General features: G+C 68.0%; 11 protein-coding genes. 7 read left to right on the forward strand and 4 right to left on the reverse strand.

Annotated elements, in window-relative coordinates:
• Positions 1-10: 10 nt before the first annotated feature.
• Both MEBOL_RS42085 and MEBOL_RS03120 read right to left on the reverse strand, forming a co-directional pair.
• Positions 11-3004 carry a PAS domain-containing protein gene (locus tag MEBOL_RS42085; RefSeq protein WP_095976013.1) on the reverse strand — a complete coding sequence of 998 codons (2994 nt, stop codon included), beginning with the start codon at positions 3002-3004 and terminating at the stop codon, positions 11-13.
• A 138-nt stretch (positions 3005-3142) separates the two neighbouring features.
• Positions 3143-4132 carry a lysophospholipid acyltransferase family protein gene (locus MEBOL_RS03120; RefSeq protein ID WP_179956374.1) on the reverse strand — a complete coding sequence of 330 codons (990 nt, stop codon included), beginning with the start codon at positions 4130-4132 and terminating at the stop codon, positions 3143-3145.
• A 164-nt stretch (positions 4133-4296) separates the two neighbouring features.
• Here MEBOL_RS03120 and MEBOL_RS03125 point away from each other — a divergent pair, with 164 nt between their 5' ends.
• Complete coding sequence (locus tag MEBOL_RS03125; RefSeq protein ID WP_095976014.1) at positions 4297-6198, forward strand: glycoside hydrolase family 15 protein; 1902 nt, start codon at positions 4297-4299, stop codon at positions 6196-6198.
• A gap of 100 nt (positions 6199-6298) precedes the next feature.
• On the forward strand, positions 6299-6802 hold the full coding sequence (locus MEBOL_RS03130; RefSeq protein ID WP_157774730.1) for a hypothetical protein: 504 nt from the start codon (positions 6299-6301) through the stop codon (positions 6800-6802).
• 3 nt (positions 6803-6805) lie between these two features.
• Here MEBOL_RS03130 and MEBOL_RS03135 read toward each other — a convergent pair whose 3' ends face one another.
• Positions 6806-7462, reverse strand: coding sequence for a 2-hydroxychromene-2-carboxylate isomerase (locus MEBOL_RS03135; protein WP_095976016.1), 657 nt, complete (start codon positions 7460-7462; stop codon positions 6806-6808).
• A gap of 105 nt (positions 7463-7567) precedes the next feature.
• Here MEBOL_RS03135 and MEBOL_RS03140 point away from each other — a divergent pair, with 105 nt between their 5' ends.
• From MEBOL_RS03140 to MEBOL_RS03155, 4 genes are all read left to right on the forward strand, one after another.
• Positions 7568-9514 (forward strand): FG-GAP-like repeat-containing protein, encoded by a 1947-nt coding sequence (locus MEBOL_RS03140; protein ID WP_095976017.1) that lies wholly within the window; start codon positions 7568-7570, stop codon positions 9512-9514.
• A gap of 134 nt (positions 9515-9648) precedes the next feature.
• Positions 9649-10389, forward strand: coding sequence for a class I SAM-dependent methyltransferase (locus MEBOL_RS03145; RefSeq protein ID WP_245919411.1), 741 nt, complete (start codon positions 9649-9651; stop codon positions 10387-10389).
• A gap of 67 nt (positions 10390-10456) precedes the next feature.
• Complete coding sequence (locus MEBOL_RS03150) at positions 10457-11389, forward strand: phosphotransferase (protein WP_218920871.1); 933 nt, start codon at positions 10457-10459, stop codon at positions 11387-11389.
• A gap of 133 nt (positions 11390-11522) precedes the next feature.
• A complete protein-coding gene (locus tag MEBOL_RS03155) occupies positions 11523-11999 on the forward strand; it encodes a VOC family protein (RefSeq protein WP_095976019.1) in 477 nt (158 codons plus the stop codon).
• Positions 12000-12005: 6 nt separating this feature from the next.
• Here MEBOL_RS03155 and MEBOL_RS03160 read toward each other — a convergent pair whose 3' ends face one another.
• Entirely contained in the window at positions 12006-14525 is a 2520-nt protein-coding gene (locus MEBOL_RS03160) for a glycoside hydrolase family 31 protein (protein WP_095976020.1), read from the reverse strand.
• Positions 14526-14788: 263 nt separating this feature from the next.
• On the opposite strand from MEBOL_RS03160, the gene MEBOL_RS03165 reads away from it, so the two are divergent.
• Positions 14789-17635: a GxGYxYP domain-containing protein gene (locus MEBOL_RS03165; protein ID WP_095976021.1), complete on the forward strand. Its 2847-nt coding sequence runs from the start codon at positions 14789-14791 to the stop codon at positions 17633-17635.
• Positions 17636-17801 lie beyond the last annotated feature (166 nt).

Genomic DNA, 17801 nt, shown 5'->3' on the forward strand with positions numbered 1-17801 from the left:
TCCTTCTCTCTCAGGTCGTGGCCCGCGGCAACGTGAAGTGGAAGGTGGCTCCCTGCTCCGGGGCACCCTCCGCCCAGGTCCGGCCCCCGTGGCGGGAGATGATGCGCCGCACGTTGGCGAGCCCAATGCCCGTCCCCTCGAATTGTTCGGCGGTATGCAGTCGCTGGAAGACTCCGAAGAGCTTGTCCACGTACTGCATCTCGAAGCCAACACCATTGTCACGCACCCACACCTCGGCCTCGGCCTCATCGGACCGGGCGCCCACCTCGATGAGCGCCTGGGCGCGGGGCCGGGTGTACTTCACCGCGTTACCCAGCAGGTTGCGCAGCACCTGGCGCAGCAACGAGGGATCCGCCTTGACCGCGGGCAGTTCTCCCACGCGCCATTCGATCTGACGACCCTTGGACTCGGGCTCGAGCTCCCGGCGGACCTCCTGCACGAGCGCGCCCAGGTCCACGCGGGTCTGGCGCAGCTCCGCGCGGCCCATCCGGGAGAAAGCGAGGAGATCATCGACCAGCATGCCGCCCTGCTGCGCGGCGTTGGTGATGGTGCGCAGATGGCCCCGGGCCACGTCGTCCAGGGCGGCCCCCGCGCGCCGCTCCAGCAGCTGGGCGAAGCCAATGATGTGGCGCAGGGGAGCGCGCAGATCGTGGGAGACCGAGTAGCTGAAGGACTCCAGCTCCTGGTTGGCCTCCTGGAGCTGGGCGGTGCGCTCGCGCACGCGTGCCTCCAGCCCCGAGTTGAGCTGGCGGATCTCCTCCTCGGCCCGGCGCAGGTTCTCGAGAATGCGCCGCTCCTCATGGATGTCCGTGTTGGTTCCGAACCACTGGATGATGCGGCCCTCCGCGTCCCGCAGGGGCAAGGCCCGGGTGAGGAACCAACGCCAGGAGCCATCCGCGGCCCTCAGCCGGAACTGATCTTCCCAGAGCTCGCCGCGGGCAACCGACCGGGACCAGGACTTCCAGACCCTTGGCAGCTCCTCCGCGTGGTAGATGTTCCGCCACTTCCCGGCGAGCATCTCCTCGGGAGTGGACCCGGTGTACTCGTACCAACGGTCGTTGTACCAGAGCACCTGCCCCTCCGAGTCGCTGATCCAGGCGAGCTGCGGCATGGAGTTGGCGAGGGCGCGCAGCTTCTTCTCGCTCTGACTCAGCCGCTCGGCGAGCGCCTCCACCTCGCGGCGGGCACGCACCTGCTCGGTGACATCGAAGGCCACGGAGATGATGCCCTCCACCCGGCCGTCCATGTCCCGCAGCGGTTGGTAGGAGATGTTGAAGAACCCCTCGCGGGGCGTGGGCTCTGGCAAGGTGCGCCAGCGCAGCGCCACCTCGCTGAGCTGGATGGACACGCCCTCGTGGTACACGCGCTCCATCGGCTCGAAGTACCGCTGGCCCTCCAGCTCGGGCAGCACCTGGCGCGCGGGCAACCCCACCACGGCGCGCTCCCCCACGGAGCGCTGGAAGGAGGTGTTGACCATCTCGTAGACGAAGTCCGGACCCTTCATGACGGACAGGGGCTCGGGCAGTTGCATGAACGCGGCGAGCAGGTTGCGGCGCTGGGTGCGGGCCAGCTCATACAGCCGCTTGTTCTCCACGGCCACGCTCGCTATCTGGGCGAGCTGCACCACGACGGCCTCGTCCTCCCCGGAGAACTCGCCCCGCGTCTTGTCGGACAACTGGATGAGCCCGAGGTGGTGGCCCTCCCGGTTCACCAACGGCACGGCGAGCCAGCCCCGCATGGGCGGATGCTCCGAGGCGTGGGCGCCAAAGCCCTTCCAGGCCGGGTGCGCTTCCAGCTCCGCCTGGGTCAGGCGCAGGGGACGGTTGGTGCGGCAGACCTCGGAATAGATGCCGCTTCCATCGGGCCGGGAGGCGTATTCGCGCCAGGCCGCGTACTTGTCCGACAACGAGACGGCGATGATGACCTGTTCCCATTTCGCCCCCTCCGACAGACTGACCACGCACTGGTGGGCCCCCACGACGTCCCGTGCCCGCTCGGCCAGGAGGGTGAGCATCGGCGAAAGCCCTTCCGCGGAGTGGAGGGCCACGGACGCCTCCGTCAAACCCCGGAGCTGCTCGGCCCGGTGCCGCGCCTCGGCCAACAGCCGGGAGCGCTCCTCCTCGGCGAGCTTGTACACGGAGACATCCCGGAGCGTTCCGATGAAGCGCACCGCGCGCCCCTGCTCGAAATACGCCCGGCCCGTGGCACGCAACCACCGCGGCTCCTGGCCCGGCTCGGCCACGGAGCGGTACTCCATATCGTAGTGGCCCGTGCCCCGCGGATCGAGACTGCGCTCCACCGCGGCATGGGAGGCCTCGCGATCCTCCGGACGGACACGGGAAATGAAGAGCTCGTAGGTGACGTCGACGTCGGGAGCCACCCCGAGGAGTTCCTTGCAGCGCGCGTCCCACCTCAGCTCCCGGGTGACCGGGTTGAAGTCCCACGTCCCGAGCGCCGTGGCCGACACCGCTAGGCGCAGACGTTCCTCGCTGGAGTTCAGCGCCTCCGTGCGCGAACGCAACTCCGCCTCGAGGCGCTCTTCCCTGCGCCGCACGAGGGAGTCGGGTTCCCGCGGCTCCTCCTCCTGGAGCCGCGATGGATGCCCGGCGCGCCACAGCTCCACGAAAACGCCCACCTTGGCACGCACCACCTGGGGGACGAGCGGCCAGGTCAGACAGTCCACCGCGCCCCGCTCATAACCGCGCAGCGCTTCCTCCGGGTCCGCGTCCGCGTCCGTCATGAGCAGCACGGGCGTGCGCCGGGTGCGCTCGCGCTCACGCAGTGACTCCAGGACCGCGAGGCCACTCATGTCCCCCAGGTGGACGTCCAGGAGGATGACGGCGAAGTCCTCCTCGAGCACGCACCGCAGCGCTTCCCGCCCGGAATCCGCCCTCACCCACCGCTGACCGAGCGGCGCGAGGAGGGCCTCCAGGGCCGCCAGGTGGGCATGATCATCATCGACGAGAAGGACACATGGACGAGGTGTCTCCACGATCGATGGCATACAACATCCGCACCGTGTGCGCTCTGAACAGTCACCCGCCGCGACGATTGTCCGTTCGCCCCCCTTTTTCCTTCAATGAGGACGGGAATGGACGACCCGAGCCAGAACGGTGCCTGAGCGGGAGGCACACCGCTCCCGTCAGGCCTGGGGAGCGGCCGAGCCTTCCGGCGGCGGCTGCACCTTCCAGCGCCGGTGCAACCACAGCCACTGGTCCGGATAGCGCCGCACGTACTTCTCCAACACCGACGTCACCGCCGCCGTGTGCGCGGTGATGACGTCCTGCTCACTCAAACCCTCGGGCGGAGGAATCGGCCCCTCCACCTCCAGCCGCAGCCGGCGCCCGCTCTCGTCGCGAACCCCCATCACCACGAACACCGGCGCTCCCGTGCGCTGGGCCACCACCGCCATCGCCGGCGTCGTGGAGGCGGGCCTGCCGAAGAAGGGCACGAACACCGCCGCCTTGGCTGGCAGCGACTGATCCAACAGCATCAGCACCGTCTCACCCAGCCGCATCGCCTCCTGCGCCTGGGCGATGGCGCCCTTGGGGTAGATGAGCCCCGCGCCCGCGGCGATGCGGCTGTCCACGATGCGCATGTTGAGCGCGCCCTTGAGCGGGCGCACCAGGGCGTTGAGCGGAATGCCCCGCCGCAGGACCATCTTCCCCGCGCGCTCCCAGTTGCCGAAGTGAGCCGTCACCAACAAGGCGCCCTGGCCCTTCGCGATGGTCGCCTTCAACGCCTCCCACGCCTCGCCCTTCACCTCCGGCTCCTCCCAGGCGGCCTCCACGTGGTCCTTTTGGTTGATGGACTCGAGCACCACGCGCGCCATGGAGATGTAGGCCCCGAGGGCGATCCGGCGCCGCTCGGCGTCGCTCATCTCCGGGTAGGCATGCGTCAGGTTCTCCAGGGCCACCCGGAGGCGGATGCCCAGGGTGAACGCCAGCCAGCCCACGAAGCGGGCGAGCCCATCCCTCATGGACGCGGGCAGCGCGCACACCGCGTCCATCAGGCGGTTGGCGAACCACCCCACCACCGGAGAGGGTCGCTCCCCGAGCACCTGGACGAGCCGGGTGGGCGGAAGCGGCAGGGGAAGGCGCTGGGACTCGGACGATGGAGCGGGGGCGGACACGGCGGCGCACTCCACCTGGAAGTCGCGTGTCAGGCAAGGGGGCGCCCACCGCCATCCGCTCCCCCGCCCGCCCGTGCTGGACTTTCCGCACGTGGTTGCAACCGCGGCCCCCCATCTCCAATGACGGAGGAGGCCCAACGCTTGGTTCGGCCCCGGGAGACGCCATGCGGCAGCGCATCGACGACTACGCCCTGCTGGGCGACTGCCACGCGGCGGCGCTCGTGGACCGCGATGGCGCCATCGACTGGGCCTGCTTCCCCCGGTTCGACTCGCCCGCCGTGTTCTGCCGCATCCTGGACGAGCGCCGGGGCGGCACCTTCCGGGTAAGCCCCGCGCGCCCCTTCCGCTCCAGCCGCCGGTACATCGACGACACCAACGTGCTCATCACCACCTTCACCACGCCCACCGGCGTGCTGGAGGTGACGGACTGCATGCCCGTGCGCACGCGCCTGGCCCAGAGTCCCCGCGCGGGGTCGCGGCACTCCCTGCTCAGGCGGCTGCGCTGCACCGCGGGCGAGGTGGACGCCCGCGTGGTGGTGGCACCGCGCTTCGAATACGGCGCCTTCGTGCCACGCATCCGCCTCACCTCACCCCAGACGGCCGAGCTGGTGGGCGGCGCGGACGCGTTGTGGGTGACGGCCACCCGGACGCTGATCGCGCACGACGATGCCTTGCGCGCGCTCTGGCACATGCGCGCCGGGGAGGAGGTCTGGGTGGAGGCGGCCTGGACGCCCTCGCTCGTCGAGCGCACGCCGGCGGAGATGCCGGACCTGGCGACGCTGCGCCAGCTGCTGGAGGACACGGTGGCCTTCTGGCGCGATTGGATCTCCCACTGCTCCTACGAGGGAGACTACACGCGCGCGGTGCGCCGCTCGGCGCTGGTGCTCAAGGCGCTCACGTACGCGCCGTCGGGAGCCATCGTGGCCGCCCCCACCACGTCCCTGCCCGAGGATCCGGGCGGCGTGCGCAACTGGGACTACCGCTACACCTGGCTGCGGGACACGACGCTCACCCTCATCGCCCTGATGCTGCTGGGCTACCAGGAGGAGACGCTCGCCTTCCAGCATTGGCTGGAGCGCACCAGCGCGGGCCGCGCCGAGGACGTTCAAATCATGTACAGCATCCGGGGCCACCGGCTGCTGCCCGAGGTGGAGCTGCTCCACCTGGAGGGCCACCAGGGCTCGCGGCCGGTGCGGGCCGGCAACGGCGCCGTGAAGCAGCTCCAGCTCGACGTCTTCGGGGAGCTGCTGGAAGGTGCGTGGCTCTTCTCGAAGATGGGCGGGCACATGTCCCGGAAGAACTGGGACTTCCTGCGAGGGCTGGTGGATGACGTGTGCATGCGCTGGCGCCAGCCGGACCAGGGGCTATGGGAGATTCGCGACGAACCCCGGCACTTCATCCACTCGAAGCTGCTGTGCTGGGTGGCACTGGACCGGGCCATCCGCATCGCACGGACGCGGCGGCTGCCAGCCCCCGTGGGGCGGTGGTCTCGCGAGCGGGCGCTGCTGCGTCAATACCTGCTGAAGGAGGGCGAGCGCTTTGGATGGTTCCCCCAGTCGGTGGGCTCGGCGACGGCGGACGCCTCGGTGCTGCAACTTCCCGCGCTGGGCTTCCTGCCCTCGGCCCACCCCTTGGTGCGCCGCACGGTGGAGGTGATCCGCGAGCGGCTGGAAAAGGGGGGGCTCCTCGACCGCTACCACACGCCGGATGGCCTGGAGGGTGGAGAGAGCTCCTTCCTCCTGTGCTCCTTCTGGCTGCACGACGTCCTGGTTCACTCGGGGAGGACGGACGAGGCGGAGGAGTTGCTGCGCCACCTGTTGAGCCTGGCCAATGACGTGGGCCTCTACGCGGAGCAGGCCCGCCCGGACACGGGCGAGGCGAGGGGCAACTTCCCCCAAGCGTTCACGCACATGGCGCTGGTGGCCTCATGCGCGCAGCTCTCCGCGGGGCGAACCTTCCAGCTCCCTCGGCCCGGCGCGTACGACTACGCGGACTTCGCGCTCACCTACCACCTCGGCCGACGCTCCATGTCCATGTCTCACTTCGCCTGGGAGGCGGCGCTCTGATGGCCGTGAGCGGCGACGAGGGGACAGGGCCTTGATTCCGCGCATGCCCTCGGGTCGCCAAGCGGGAAGAGCATCCCCACCTCACATGAAGGGAGGTCCCATGCCAGAGAAAACCCAGCAGTTGCGTTCCCGTCAGGCCAAGGCCAAGGGAACGACCATGACGGTGAAGGCCTCGGACACCGGAGCGGTTCCCGCCGGCAAGAGCACCCACGCCCTCAAGAAGAGCGGAGGCGTTGTCGGCCGCACCCGGCTCACCGAGCGCTCCGTCAGCCAGCGCCGCCCGCCTGGCGAGGGCAAGACGGCACGCAGCGCCAAGCTGCCCCTGCCCGAGACGGGCAGCAGCACCTCGCGCCGCGCGACGATTCCGGACGAGGCCGCCGCCCAGTACCGCAAGGACCGGCGCCGCAAGACGGTGCCCACCGAGTCCGCCGCCGCCTATCGCCGCGAGGAGCGGCCCAAGCGTCCGCGCAGCGAGGCCAGGCAGCGCCAGGAAGCACGCAGCGCGCTCGGCTCGCCCGTCCAGGGCCGCAAGAAAGCGCCGAGCGAGATGGCCGTCAAACGCCGGGGCGGACCGCGCAAACGCCTGCCCCTCCACGAGGGGTGAGCTTCAGACCCGGGAAGCGGCCATGGGCAGGGTCCGCAGGCGCTCTCGCTCCTCGAGCGAGAGCGGATCCTCTCCACGCAGGAAGCGCTCCAGGTGGCCCAGGGAGTCGACACCGAAGAAGAGTTCCCCGTCCGCGAGGAGGCTGGGGACCCCGAAGCCCTCCAGCGCGAGCAATTCCTCCGTGTTGAGGCGCACCTGCTCCTTCACCTCCGGCGTCCGAGCGGCGGCGAGCAGCGCGCGCGCATCGAGCCCCACCGAGGCGGCACAGGCCTCCACGCGCTCGGGCTCCACCAGTCCGCCCCCACCCGCCCACGCCGCCGAGAACAGCGCCGCGACGAGCCGCCTCCGAGCCTCCGTCTCGCGCACCGCGGCCGTCACCCGAAGCGCGAGCAAGGGATTGAAGGGGTGCGCCGCGGGAAAGACAAAGGGCACACCGAGGTCGTGGGCGATCCGGTGGGTGTGCTTGTAGACATAGAAACGCTTGCGAGGCACCTCCGCGGGACCCGTCGTCCCCAGCGCGTTGAGCACGCCCGCGAACAGGATGGGTACGAGCTCCAACGTCCGGCCATGACGCTCGGCCAGGGCCGGAAGTTGCGTCCACGCCAGGTAGGCGTACGGCGAGACATAGTCGAAGAAGAAGCGGAGGGGGGCTCGGCTCATATCGCTCAGTTTAACCCGGGGTCCTCCCAACGCGGCGCGTCCCAATAGACTTCCGCTCTCCCTAGGATTGATGATTTTCCTTGTTTTACAATTATAATCGCAGTCATGAAATTCCCCCCCGCTGGCCGTGCACGGCCCCTCGCGCTGTCCTCGTTGTTGGTTTCCCTGGTGTGTTCCTGTGGTCCCCAGGAGGGTGCGCCGGGCGACGCGCCGCTCGGTGAATCCCACTCCGCGGCGACGACGGGACACCGGGCCTTCCGGGTGATGACGTACAACGTGCGAGGGCCACTGGACACGGGCGTACGGGCCTGGCCCAACCGCAAGGCGGCCGTCATCCAGCGCATCCTCGCGAACAACGCGGACATCGTCGGCGTGCAGGAGGCGCAGGCCCCATCAGGTGGCCCCAGCGTTCCGGCGGATCTCATCGCGGGACTCACGGGGACCGACAAGCCCTACGCCGTCTACAACCCGGGCGGTGGCAGCCCGAAGCTCATCTTCTACAAGAAGGGCCGCTTCGAGCCCGCCCCCGAGGTGGGCCAGGGCAACGAGGCGCTCGTCAATCCCTACGCCAGCAGCGCGGAGTGCCACAGCCACGCGGAGGGCAAGAAGATCTCCTGGGTGGGCCTCCGGGACTTGACGTCGGGCAAGGTGTACTTCGTGGCGAACACGCACTTCGCCTACGCGGCGGCCTGCTCCCTGGGACGGTTGAAGGAAGCCGCGCAGATGGCGGCCTTCCTCGCGTCGAAGCCCGCGGGCGTGCCCGTCGTGGCGATGGGCGACTTCAACGTCGACGCACAGAGCACGTCCACTCCGGGTGAGTCCACCATCGAGGACATCGAGGAGGGAGCGCGGCTGTACCGCACGGCCCGCTTCGATGGAACCACCGGCGCGGATGATGCCACCTTCAACAACGCGTGGGACGGCACGCCGTCCACGAACTACTCGCGGCTGGACTACATCCTCCACACCGGGGGAGAGCTCACCTCGTCCGCTCCCGCCATCGACCGGACGGAAAGCGGCGGCAACACGCCGTCGGACCACTACCCGGTGCTCGCCACCATCCGCCCCTCCCTCTTCTCCTCCGGCTCCACCCTCTCTCCGACGCCGAGCGGCACGTCCACGGCCACGCAACTGTTCTTCGCGGACGTCACCGGGGATGGCTGCGCGGATCGCATCTCCTGGAACGCATCCGCTGGCGCGGGGGAGACGTGGGTGGCGAAATCGAAGTGTGACGGCGGCTTCGCCACGGCGGTGAAGAACGAAGGCGCCGTCAGCGTGGTGTCCACCACGCGCTTCTACTTCGCGGACGTCAACGGAGATGGCTGCGCCGACAAGGTCCTCTGGCGGCCCACGCTGGGTGACGGCGAGGTGCGCATCTACCCGTCGAAGTGCGACGGCACCTTCGGCGACCGCGTCTCCGTCTTCCAGGCCGCCAGCACGAGCGAGTCCACGCGCTTCTTCTTCGCCGACGTGACGGGTGATGCGTGCGCGGACCTGGTGCGCTGGAATCCGAAGGAGCGCGGCGGCGCCTTCGACACCTTCGTGGCGAAGTGTGGCGCGACGCCCTCCTTCGGCTCGGCGGTCCAGAGCAAGGAGGGCGCGAACACCAGCGAGGGCACGCGCGTGTACTTCGCCGACGTGGACGGTGACGGGAAGGCGGATCGCCTCCTGTGGAACCCCGATCAGGACGGGGGCCGCACCCGCGTCTACCGCTCCACGGGAGCGGGAGCGTTCGCCTTCGCGTTCGCCCACGACTCGGGCACCAGTGGCGTGGACACGTCCCGCTTCTACTTCGCGGACGTGGACGGTGACGGGAAGGCGGACAAGGTCTTCTGGCGCCCCACCTTCCGCCAGGGCCGGATGCAGATCTACCCGAGCACCGGCACCAACTTCGCCGGCAGCCCCGTCATGGACAACACCGGCTTCAGTGGCTCGGAGAACACCGACTTCTTCTACGCCAACATCGACGGCAAGGGAGGCGCGGACAAGGTGTACTGGAATCCCGGCGCCTACGACGGAGACACCAAGGTGTTCCGCGCCCTGGCGCAGTAACGCCACGCCAGGGGCCCGCATCGAAATCCCCGCCGATTCCGCCCGAATCCCCGCTCTCCCGGGCAGGGCGCCAAAGACGCATTCTCCGGTCAGACCCACAGACGCCCGCCCCTCCCGGGCCGGCCGGAGAAGCCATGCACCCACACCATCACCCGCCCCCGCACGATCACCAACACCCGCATCAGGATGGTTCCACGCGGAAGTTCGGAGCCGAGCGCGCCGCCCAGTACGATGCCCAGGCCGCTTCGTGGTTCATCGGCGTCCATGCGATGCACGACGCGATCGCCACGGTGATGTCGGCCACGTTGGACGGACAGGACGAGGCATCACTGCTCTGCGTGGGCGTGGGAACGGGGCAGGACGTGCTGCCCTACGCGAAACAGGGAGCACCGGGCTGGCGCTTCACGGGCGTGGATCCCTCCCCCGACATGCTGGCGGTCGCGCGCAAACAGCTCGCCGCGGCCGGACTCCTGGAGCGAACGCAGCTGCACGTCGGTGAATTGGATTCCCTGCCCCCCGGCCCCCTGTTCGACGGGGCGGAGATGATTGGCGTGCTCCACCACGTGGCGGGCGAGGAGAACCGTCTGGCACTGCTGCGCGAGGTGGCGCGGCGGCTCAAGCCCGGAGCCCCCTTCATCCTGGGCTGCCGGATCGGGCTCGACCCCGTGCTCACGGCCGTGGAGGCGCATCGTTTCCAGCGCGCGGGGGCCCCGCCCGAGTTCTCCGCGAACTTCGCCAAGGGCCTCGCGTCCCTCCAGGCGCCCGAGTCCGAGGCCGCGCTCGCCGCGCTGCTCGGCCGGGCGGGATGGGAGCCCCCGCGGCAAATCTTCGCCGCGCTGCAATTCAGGGTGTACCTGACGCGCTCGGCGCCTTGAGTGGCGGCGAAACCCGTGGCCGCGTGCGATCCCCCCTTGGTACGGTGAGGGAATGCCCACCACACACTTGACGTCGGAAGACCTCCAGGCGCGCACGGTCCATGCCGTCGCCGCGGCGATGGGCGCGGGCCGTGCGCTCGGGCTCGTCGTGTACGAACCGAAGGTTCTGCACGATGTGTTCTCCGTCGTCGTGCACCTCTCGCCCTCACCCGTGGTGGTCCGCGTCCCCGTCGTCCTGCCTCCCGGGCTCGACGGTCCGCCGCAGGCCGCGCGACAGGCGCGCGAGCTGGCCGCGGTCGCATGGCTGGCGGACCGGGGGCTCCCGGTCGTACGCCCGAGCCCCCTCGTCCCCCGCGAGCCCGTGCGACGGGACGGCTACTCGATGACGTTCTGGGAGTTCGTGGAGGTCGATGCCTCGCGCGAGCCGGATTACGTCGCCGAAGCGGCGCTCGCGGCCGACCTGCACGCGGCGCTGCGCGACTATCCGGGTGAACTTCCGTTCCTCTCCCCCCTCGCCGCGTCCGTGCCCACGTGCCTTGCGCTCCTGGAGGAGAACCCCGGACTGCTCGCCCCCGCGGACCTCGATCGGGCGCGGGCCGAGTGGGGCGTCCTCGCGCCCGTGCTCTCGTCTCGCGAGGCCTTCGCCGCGATGTTCCCAACGGCCAACATCCAGCCAATCCATGGTGACGGGCCGTCGTACAACATCATCCGCACGACCTCGGGCGTGCGCTACGCGGACTTCGAGGACGTGAACCTCGGCCCGGTCGAATGGGATCTCTCCTTCCTGGGCCCGGACGGCATCGCGGTCTACAACGCGGCGGCGGCGCGGGCGGGAATACGGCCTCTCGATCCAGCCGTCCTGCGCGTCATGGACGCCGCGCGGATGCTGCTCGTCGTGACCTGCCACGCCCTCGTCCCTCAGTTGCCGATGCTGGCCGAGGCGCTCGCGCCGTCGATGCAGACATGGCGGACGATGCCCTTCGCGGGCGGGCTGAGCTGAGCGGTACTCGCGAGAGGGATTCACCGCGAGACGTCCAGCCATCGACAGTCGACCCCCTGGAGGGCCCGGCGCCCCTCGCCCTCGGAGAAGAAGTCCCCCATAACGGGGTCGCCCGAACGCTCAGGAGCATCCCATGGCCAAGATCACCCCTCACCTCTGGTATTCCGACAAGGCCGAGGAAGCCGCTCGGTTCTATGTCTCGCTATTGCCCAACTCGCGCATCGACAGCATCGCCACCATGCCCACCGACTCGCCCAGCGGGCCGGCCGGTTCGGTGACGGTCGTCGAGTTCACCCTGGCGGGACAGCCCTTCCAGGCCATCGCCGCCGGCCCCTTGGACTCCTTCAATCACGCCATTTCCTTCGTGATCAACTGCGACGACCAGGCCGAGGTCGACCGGCTGTGGGACGCCCTGTCCGAGGGTGGCTCGGTGGAGCAGTGCGGCTGGCTGAAGGACCGCTATGGCCTGAGCTGGCAGATCGTGCCCACGGTGCTGGGCGAGATGATGAAGGACCCCGATCGCGTTCGCGGCAAACGCGTGGCCGATGCCATGATGAAGATGGTCAAGCTGGACATCGCCAGGTTGAAGGCCGCCTACGACGCGGCCTGAGGCCGCTCAGGGCTTTCGCGTGAGCCGCAGCTCCGAGCCCTCGCGCGTGGCGGGAATCGAGACGCGCAACGTCCGCGCCTCGGCGTCGTAATGCACGGCGGGCTTGCCCCCTCCGCCGAGCGTCGCGGATGTATTGGCCGTGGGCCAGTCGTGGACCACGATGTCCAGGGACTTCCACCACGCTGGGTAGCCGCCCGTGGGCCTGGCCACCTTCACCCGCAGGCCCGCCGCGTCGACCTCACAGGAGAACTCCTGCCGCAACCAGGCGCCCCGCTTGTAGGCGAAGCTGTGGCCGTCATCGAGGTAGACGCCGCCCTTGCAGTCCGGACCCGGGTAGACACGCAACTCCAAAGGCCCCTGGGGGACTTCCGCCGTGTGCTGAACCAACGGTTGCAGGGGCAGGATGCTGCCCGCTCGGACGAACACCGGCAGTTCCTCCAACTTCGGCGTCACCTTCACCTCGGAGGGAGTGGGAGACACGCCCTCGACCTTCTGGCCCGTCCAGAAGTCGAACCAGGTGCCGGGTGGCAGAAGGACCTGATACGTGTCCTGGTTTTCAGCGTACGGCGGAGGCGCCACCAGCAGGGCACGGCCGAGCATGAACTCGTGGCCGGCATCGAGATCCAGCGGATGCTTGTCCGCCGTGGCCTCGGGGAACTCGAGGAAGAGGGGGCGCATCATGGGGAGCGCGGTGCGCGAGTGCTCCTCCGCCAGGGTGTAAAGGTAGGGCAACAGCCGGTAGCGCGTCTCGATGTAGCGGCGGCGCACGGCCTCGGCCGCGGGACCGTGGGCCCAGACCTCATGATCCGCCGTCCCCTTCTCGGCGTGGCTGCGATAGAGGGGATTGAAGGCCCCCACCTGATACCAGCGCGTCAGCAGTTCCTCCGAGGGCGAGCCCGAGTAGCCCCCGACGTCGACTCCCGCGAGCGAGAAACCACTGAGCCCCAGGTTCAAGAGCATGGGCGTGCTCAGGCGCAGGTGATTCCAGGTGGCGCTGTTGTCGCCCGTCCACGTGGCGCCATAGCGGTGGCCTCCCGCGTAGGTGGCGCGCGTCAGGACATACGGCCGCTCCTGGGGCTTGAGCGTCAGCAGGCCCTCATAGGTGGCCCGTGCGTTCTGCAGACCGACGATGTTGTGGACCTCCGCATGGGTGGCATCCCGGCTCTCGAAGCCGGGCTCCTCGATGCGGTGCACCGAGTCGAGCGGCAAGGTCTTCTGGGAGCTGAAGACCGAGGGCTCGTTCATGTCATTCCAATGGCCCGCCATGCCCTGGGCGACCAGGTCCTTGTACAAGGCGCCCCACCAGGCGCGGGTCCGCGCGCGGGTGAAGTCAGGAAAGACCGAGGCCCCGGGCCAGACACGGCCGGCGAAGACACTGCCGTCCGGGTTGTGGACGAAGTGGTTGCCCGCGATGCCCGTGTCATACGGCGCGTAGCCGGCGTTGGGGACCTGCGCGATGTGGAGATCCGAGATGGAGACCACCCGGAAGTTCTGCTGGCCCAAATCCCGGAGGAGCCCGGGCAGATCCGGGAACTTGCTCGGGTCGACCGTGAAGGACCGGAATTGATTCAGGTAGTCGATGTCCAGGAAGAGCACATCCGACGGGATGCGATCGCTCCTCAAGCGAGTGGCGATCTCCCGCACCCGCGACTCGGGCTCGTAGCTGAAGCGGGACTGCTGGAAGCCGAGCGCCCAGCGGGGCGGCAAGGGCGCGGGCCCGGTGAGGAAGGTGTAACCCTCGAGCACCTTCCGGGGCTCTGGACCGTGGATGAAATAGTAGTCGAGGGGGCCGCCCTCGGAGCCGAACGAGTAGGCGTCACGCCACTGTTTGCCGAAGTCGAAGTGGGAGCGCCAGGTATTGTCGAGCAGGATGCCGTGGCTGCGTCCCGCGCGCACGGCCATGAAGAACGGAATGCTCTTGTAGATGGGGTCCGTCGACTCCTGATGGCGGTAGGCGTCGGTGTTCCAGAGGGTGAAGGCCTGGTCTCGGCGATCGAGGGGGCCCGCCTTGTCCCCCAGTCCAAAGTAATGCTCATCCACGGGCATCTGCCGGGTGACCTGGAATCCTCCCGCCACGAATTGCATGGGGCGTCCCACCGCGTCGACCGAGAGGATGTTGCCCTGGAGGTCGAGGATGACGAGCCGCAGCGGATTCTTCTCGACCCGCACCTCCAGCGCCGCCGTGCGGAAGCCGACGGCGGAGGGGGTCTCCGGGAGCGCCTTCACCTTGACCTGCCGGGCCCGGGCCGCGCTCAGCACGGCCCAGGAGGCATCCTCCGGCAGGCTCTCCCCCGGACTGGCGCGGATCCGCAGGATGTCGTCCCGCAGCGCGGAGATCCGCAGGGTCGCGTCCCCGGCTCGCAATTCGAGGCCCTCCGGCAGCAAGCGAACGGACGTGACAGCGGTGAGCACTCGCGGAGCCGAGGGGCGCGGGGCGGGTTCAACGGGCCGCGCCTGAGCGGAGGTCCACCCGCAGCACGCCGCGAGAAGCACGGCACCAGGAAAGCGACGAAGGCTGTGGAGCATGATGAATCCCTTTATCAAAGAGGACGAGCCGCCTTGGAAATGAAAGAGCCCGGTCCTCACGAAGAAGGACCGGGCTCCTCAATCAGCGGTGATGACCCGGCTGGGCACAGAAGGTGGCGTCCTCCTTGAAGACCACCGAGCCACAAGCTATTCTTGATTTAACGGAATTAGAGGGTTATCAGTCTCCCACCTGACAGGTGGCGGGCTCTTGTCGGCCGCCAATGCCTGACACGGATGTCTCGAGGAAAAGGAGAGCGCTGCTCATGAAAATCACTCGAAGCCCTCGTTTGCTTCTCACCTCCACCCTGACGCTCGCGGCGACGGGGATGCTTCTCCCGGCGGAGGCATTGGCGGCCGGAATCACATGGCCCTCGAATCAGGTCCTCCCCTCCTTCTCCGCGCCCGCGGCGACGCTGGACCTGATGGATCTGACCACCTCCGAGTTCAGGTACGAAGCGGAAGGCCCGCACATCCGGCATGGAACCGGACGTCTGGAGGGCAACGGGTGGCTCGCGCAGACCTCGATCGACGCGCCCAATCAGTTCCTGACCTACGGTCCGTACGTCACCGATATCCCCACGGGCAACAACACGGCCTTCTTCGATCTGAGCATCGACAACAACACGGCCAGCAACAACGTCATGGTGACCGTGGATGTTCGAGACAACGAGACCGGAGTCGTCCTGGCGCAGCGGGACATCAGCCGGACGGAGTTCACGAACGTCTACACCTTCCAGCGATTCGAACTCCCCTTCAACAATCCGACGGCTGGGCACGGCATCGAGTTCCGGATCTACTGGCACGGGCGCTCCTACATCAAGGTGGACAGCGTCGGGGCGCGGACTGCCGTCCCGGATGACGAGGTGGCGCTGTTCACGACCCTCAAGGGAATCGTCAACAGGACCCAACCTCGCATCTTCACCTATGACACCGCGATGCGGGGACAGGATGGCAAGACGGGTTGGCTGAACTCCCTGGGGCTGCGCTACACGGACGTCGCCGACAAGTGGAGCCTCCTGAGCAAATACAGGAGCGAAATCCAAGGCATTGTCGTCTACGACAGCGCGCTCCCCGACACGGTGAATCTGGCCACCACCATCGCGGGACTGCGGAGCGGCGTAGTCGCCTCTCCCGCCCTCGCGGCCCAACTGACGGCCGCTCCCTACAATCTGCCCATCCTGGTGGATTTGCGCGGCAAATTCACGACGAAGCTCCAGGTGTACCAGAACCTGTATGACAACTACTGGTCTCAGCTGACCCACAAGGTCATCATCGGACTCGCCCCCGGCATCAAGGGATTCCTCCGGGACTACGCCGCGGCGGTCCCGCTGGCCGTCGTGTGGCTCGATCCGAAGGTCGCCGCCGAGGATTCGTTGCTGAGGAAGTTCCTGGTGGCCATGCCGTATGGAACCGGAGGCATCTACATGGGCTGGTGGCCGGAAGAAGCCGCGGGCATCCAGCGCGTCTCCGAGTACGGCATTTCCACCGTGGCCAGTGACTTCGCCTCCAACCTGACGGTGTTTGGCGGTGCGTCCCGGGTGGTGAACGTCAAGCCGGTCCCCAACAAGCCCACGCTGGGCAACAAGATCTACGTCTCCCTCATCTTGAGCGACGGAGACAATCTCCAGTTCGTGGAGCATCTCTTCAAGAAGAACTGGGATCACCCCGCCCGAGGGCAGGTCCCGCTGGGGTGGACCATCTCCCCGGCGATGCTGGACGCCATGCCCGGCGTGCTGAACTACCTGCACACCACGGCCACCCCCAATGACAACCTCATCTCGGGCCCGACGGGATTGGGCTACACGTACCCCAACTACTGGGGGAACCAGTCCCACCTGGACAACTATGTGTCGCTGACCAACGACTACATGAGCCGTTCGGGGCTCAAGGTCCTGACCGTCTGGAACACGATCACCGGCGGCACGAACACGAACGTGGGAAACAGCTTCGCGACCTACGCGCCGTCCCTCCTGGGGTTGACGGCACAGAACGCGGGCGGCGGCATCACGGTGTACAACAATCTCATGCCGAGCCAGGGCCTCAATGCCACGTACTGCCCCACCGAGGCGTCCATGATCTCGGAGATCAACCGCCACATCTCGGGGTGGAATGGAACGTCTCCCCGGTTCGTCAGCATCCAGGCCAACCCGTGGGAGGGCAACAACTACCAGAGCTTCGTCAACGTGGTGAACTCCTTCAAGAGCAACACCAACATCGTCTTCGTCCGGCCGGACAACTACTTCCAGCTGATGCGCGAGGCCTACAACCTGCCCACGGATCCCTCCACCCTCGTGAAGACCTATGAGGCGGAGACGACGAGCTACGCCGGCTCTCCCTTCTCCCATGCGGTGGGCCGCTCGAGCGACAACGGCTGGACCGCGAACGTCGCACAGGACAATGAAGGAATGATGCTGTACGGCCCCTATGTCACGACGTTCCCGGCCGGCCAGCTGACCACCACGTTCAAGATCAAGATCGACGTCGTCACCGGGAACAATGATCCCATCGTGACGCTCGATGTCCGGGACGCCACCACGGGAGTCGTGTTGACGGCGTTCGATGTCTACCGGCATCAATTCAAGGCCAATGGCCTCTACCAGGACTTCAGCCTGACCTATCAGAACGTCGCGGGCCACCAGCTCGAGTTCCGGGCCAATTACAAGGACAGGGCGACCGTCAACATCGACAAGGTCACGACGACGACCCGCATCGGGCAGTACGAGGCGGAAGGCGCCGTGCAGGCCCACCACGCCGGCCGCCCGACCGGAGACGGATGGCAGGCCGCGCCCTCGCTCGACCCGGTCGGCCACATGGTCTACGGCCCCTATGACGCCAATGTGCCCGTCGGCGCTCGGAAGGTGACCTTCCGGGTGAAGACCGACAACAACTCCCTGGGCGCCCAGGCCGTCGCGAGAATCGATGTGCGCGACGGCGTCACGGGACAGTCGCTCGCGGAGATGGAGCTGACGTCACAGCAGTTCGCCGCCGCCAACCAGTACCAGGACTTCGGCCTGAGCTTCCATCACACGACGATCAACCATCCCTTGGAGTACCGGGTCTACTTCCATGGCAAGACGACCCTCACCGTCGACAAGGTGACCATCAACTAAGACACACTGAGACGCCCCGGGGCGGGCCCCTCACATCGGGGCCCGCCCCCGTCTCATGCCTGCGCGACCCCTCGTCCGCCCGTTCGCCCCACGCGGAACCCTTACAAAATCAGAAAGAAGGTCGTTCCCGGGAACCATCACCTTCTCTCATTGGGTGATTAATCTG

The sequence above is a fragment of the Melittangium boletus DSM 14713 genome (assembly GCF_002305855.1).
Classification (GTDB): domain Bacteria; phylum Myxococcota; class Myxococcia; order Myxococcales; family Myxococcaceae; genus Cystobacter; species Cystobacter boletus.

Excerpts from the sequence above, each read along its gene's own strand:
- MEBOL_RS03155 (WP_095976019.1), top strand. The coding sequence starts at position 11,523 with ATGGCCAAGATCACCCCTCACCTCTGGTATTCCGACAAGGCCGAGGAA.
- MEBOL_RS42085 (WP_095976013.1), bottom strand. The coding sequence starts at position 3,004 with ATGCCATCGATCGTGGAGACACCTCGTCCATGTGTCCTTCTCGTCGAT.
- MEBOL_RS03165 (WP_095976021.1), top strand. The coding sequence starts at position 14,789 with ATGAAAATCACTCGAAGCCCTCGTTTGCTTCTCACCTCCACCCTGACG.
- MEBOL_RS03135 (WP_095976016.1), bottom strand. The coding sequence starts at position 7,462 with ATGAGCCGAGCCCCCCTCCGCTTCTTCTTCGACTATGTCTCGCCGTAC.
- MEBOL_RS03160 (WP_095976020.1), bottom strand. The coding sequence starts at position 14,525 with ATGCTCCACAGCCTTCGTCGCTTTCCTGGTGCCGTGCTTCTCGCGGCG.
- MEBOL_RS03130 (WP_157774730.1), top strand. The coding sequence starts at position 6,299 with ATGCCAGAGAAAACCCAGCAGTTGCGTTCCCGTCAGGCCAAGGCCAAG.
- MEBOL_RS03145 (WP_245919411.1), top strand. The coding sequence starts at position 9,649 with ATGCACCCACACCATCACCCGCCCCCGCACGATCACCAACACCCGCAT.
- MEBOL_RS03140 (WP_095976017.1), top strand. The coding sequence starts at position 7,568 with ATGAAATTCCCCCCCGCTGGCCGTGCACGGCCCCTCGCGCTGTCCTCG.
- MEBOL_RS03125 (WP_095976014.1), top strand. The coding sequence starts at position 4,297 with ATGCGGCAGCGCATCGACGACTACGCCCTGCTGGGCGACTGCCACGCG.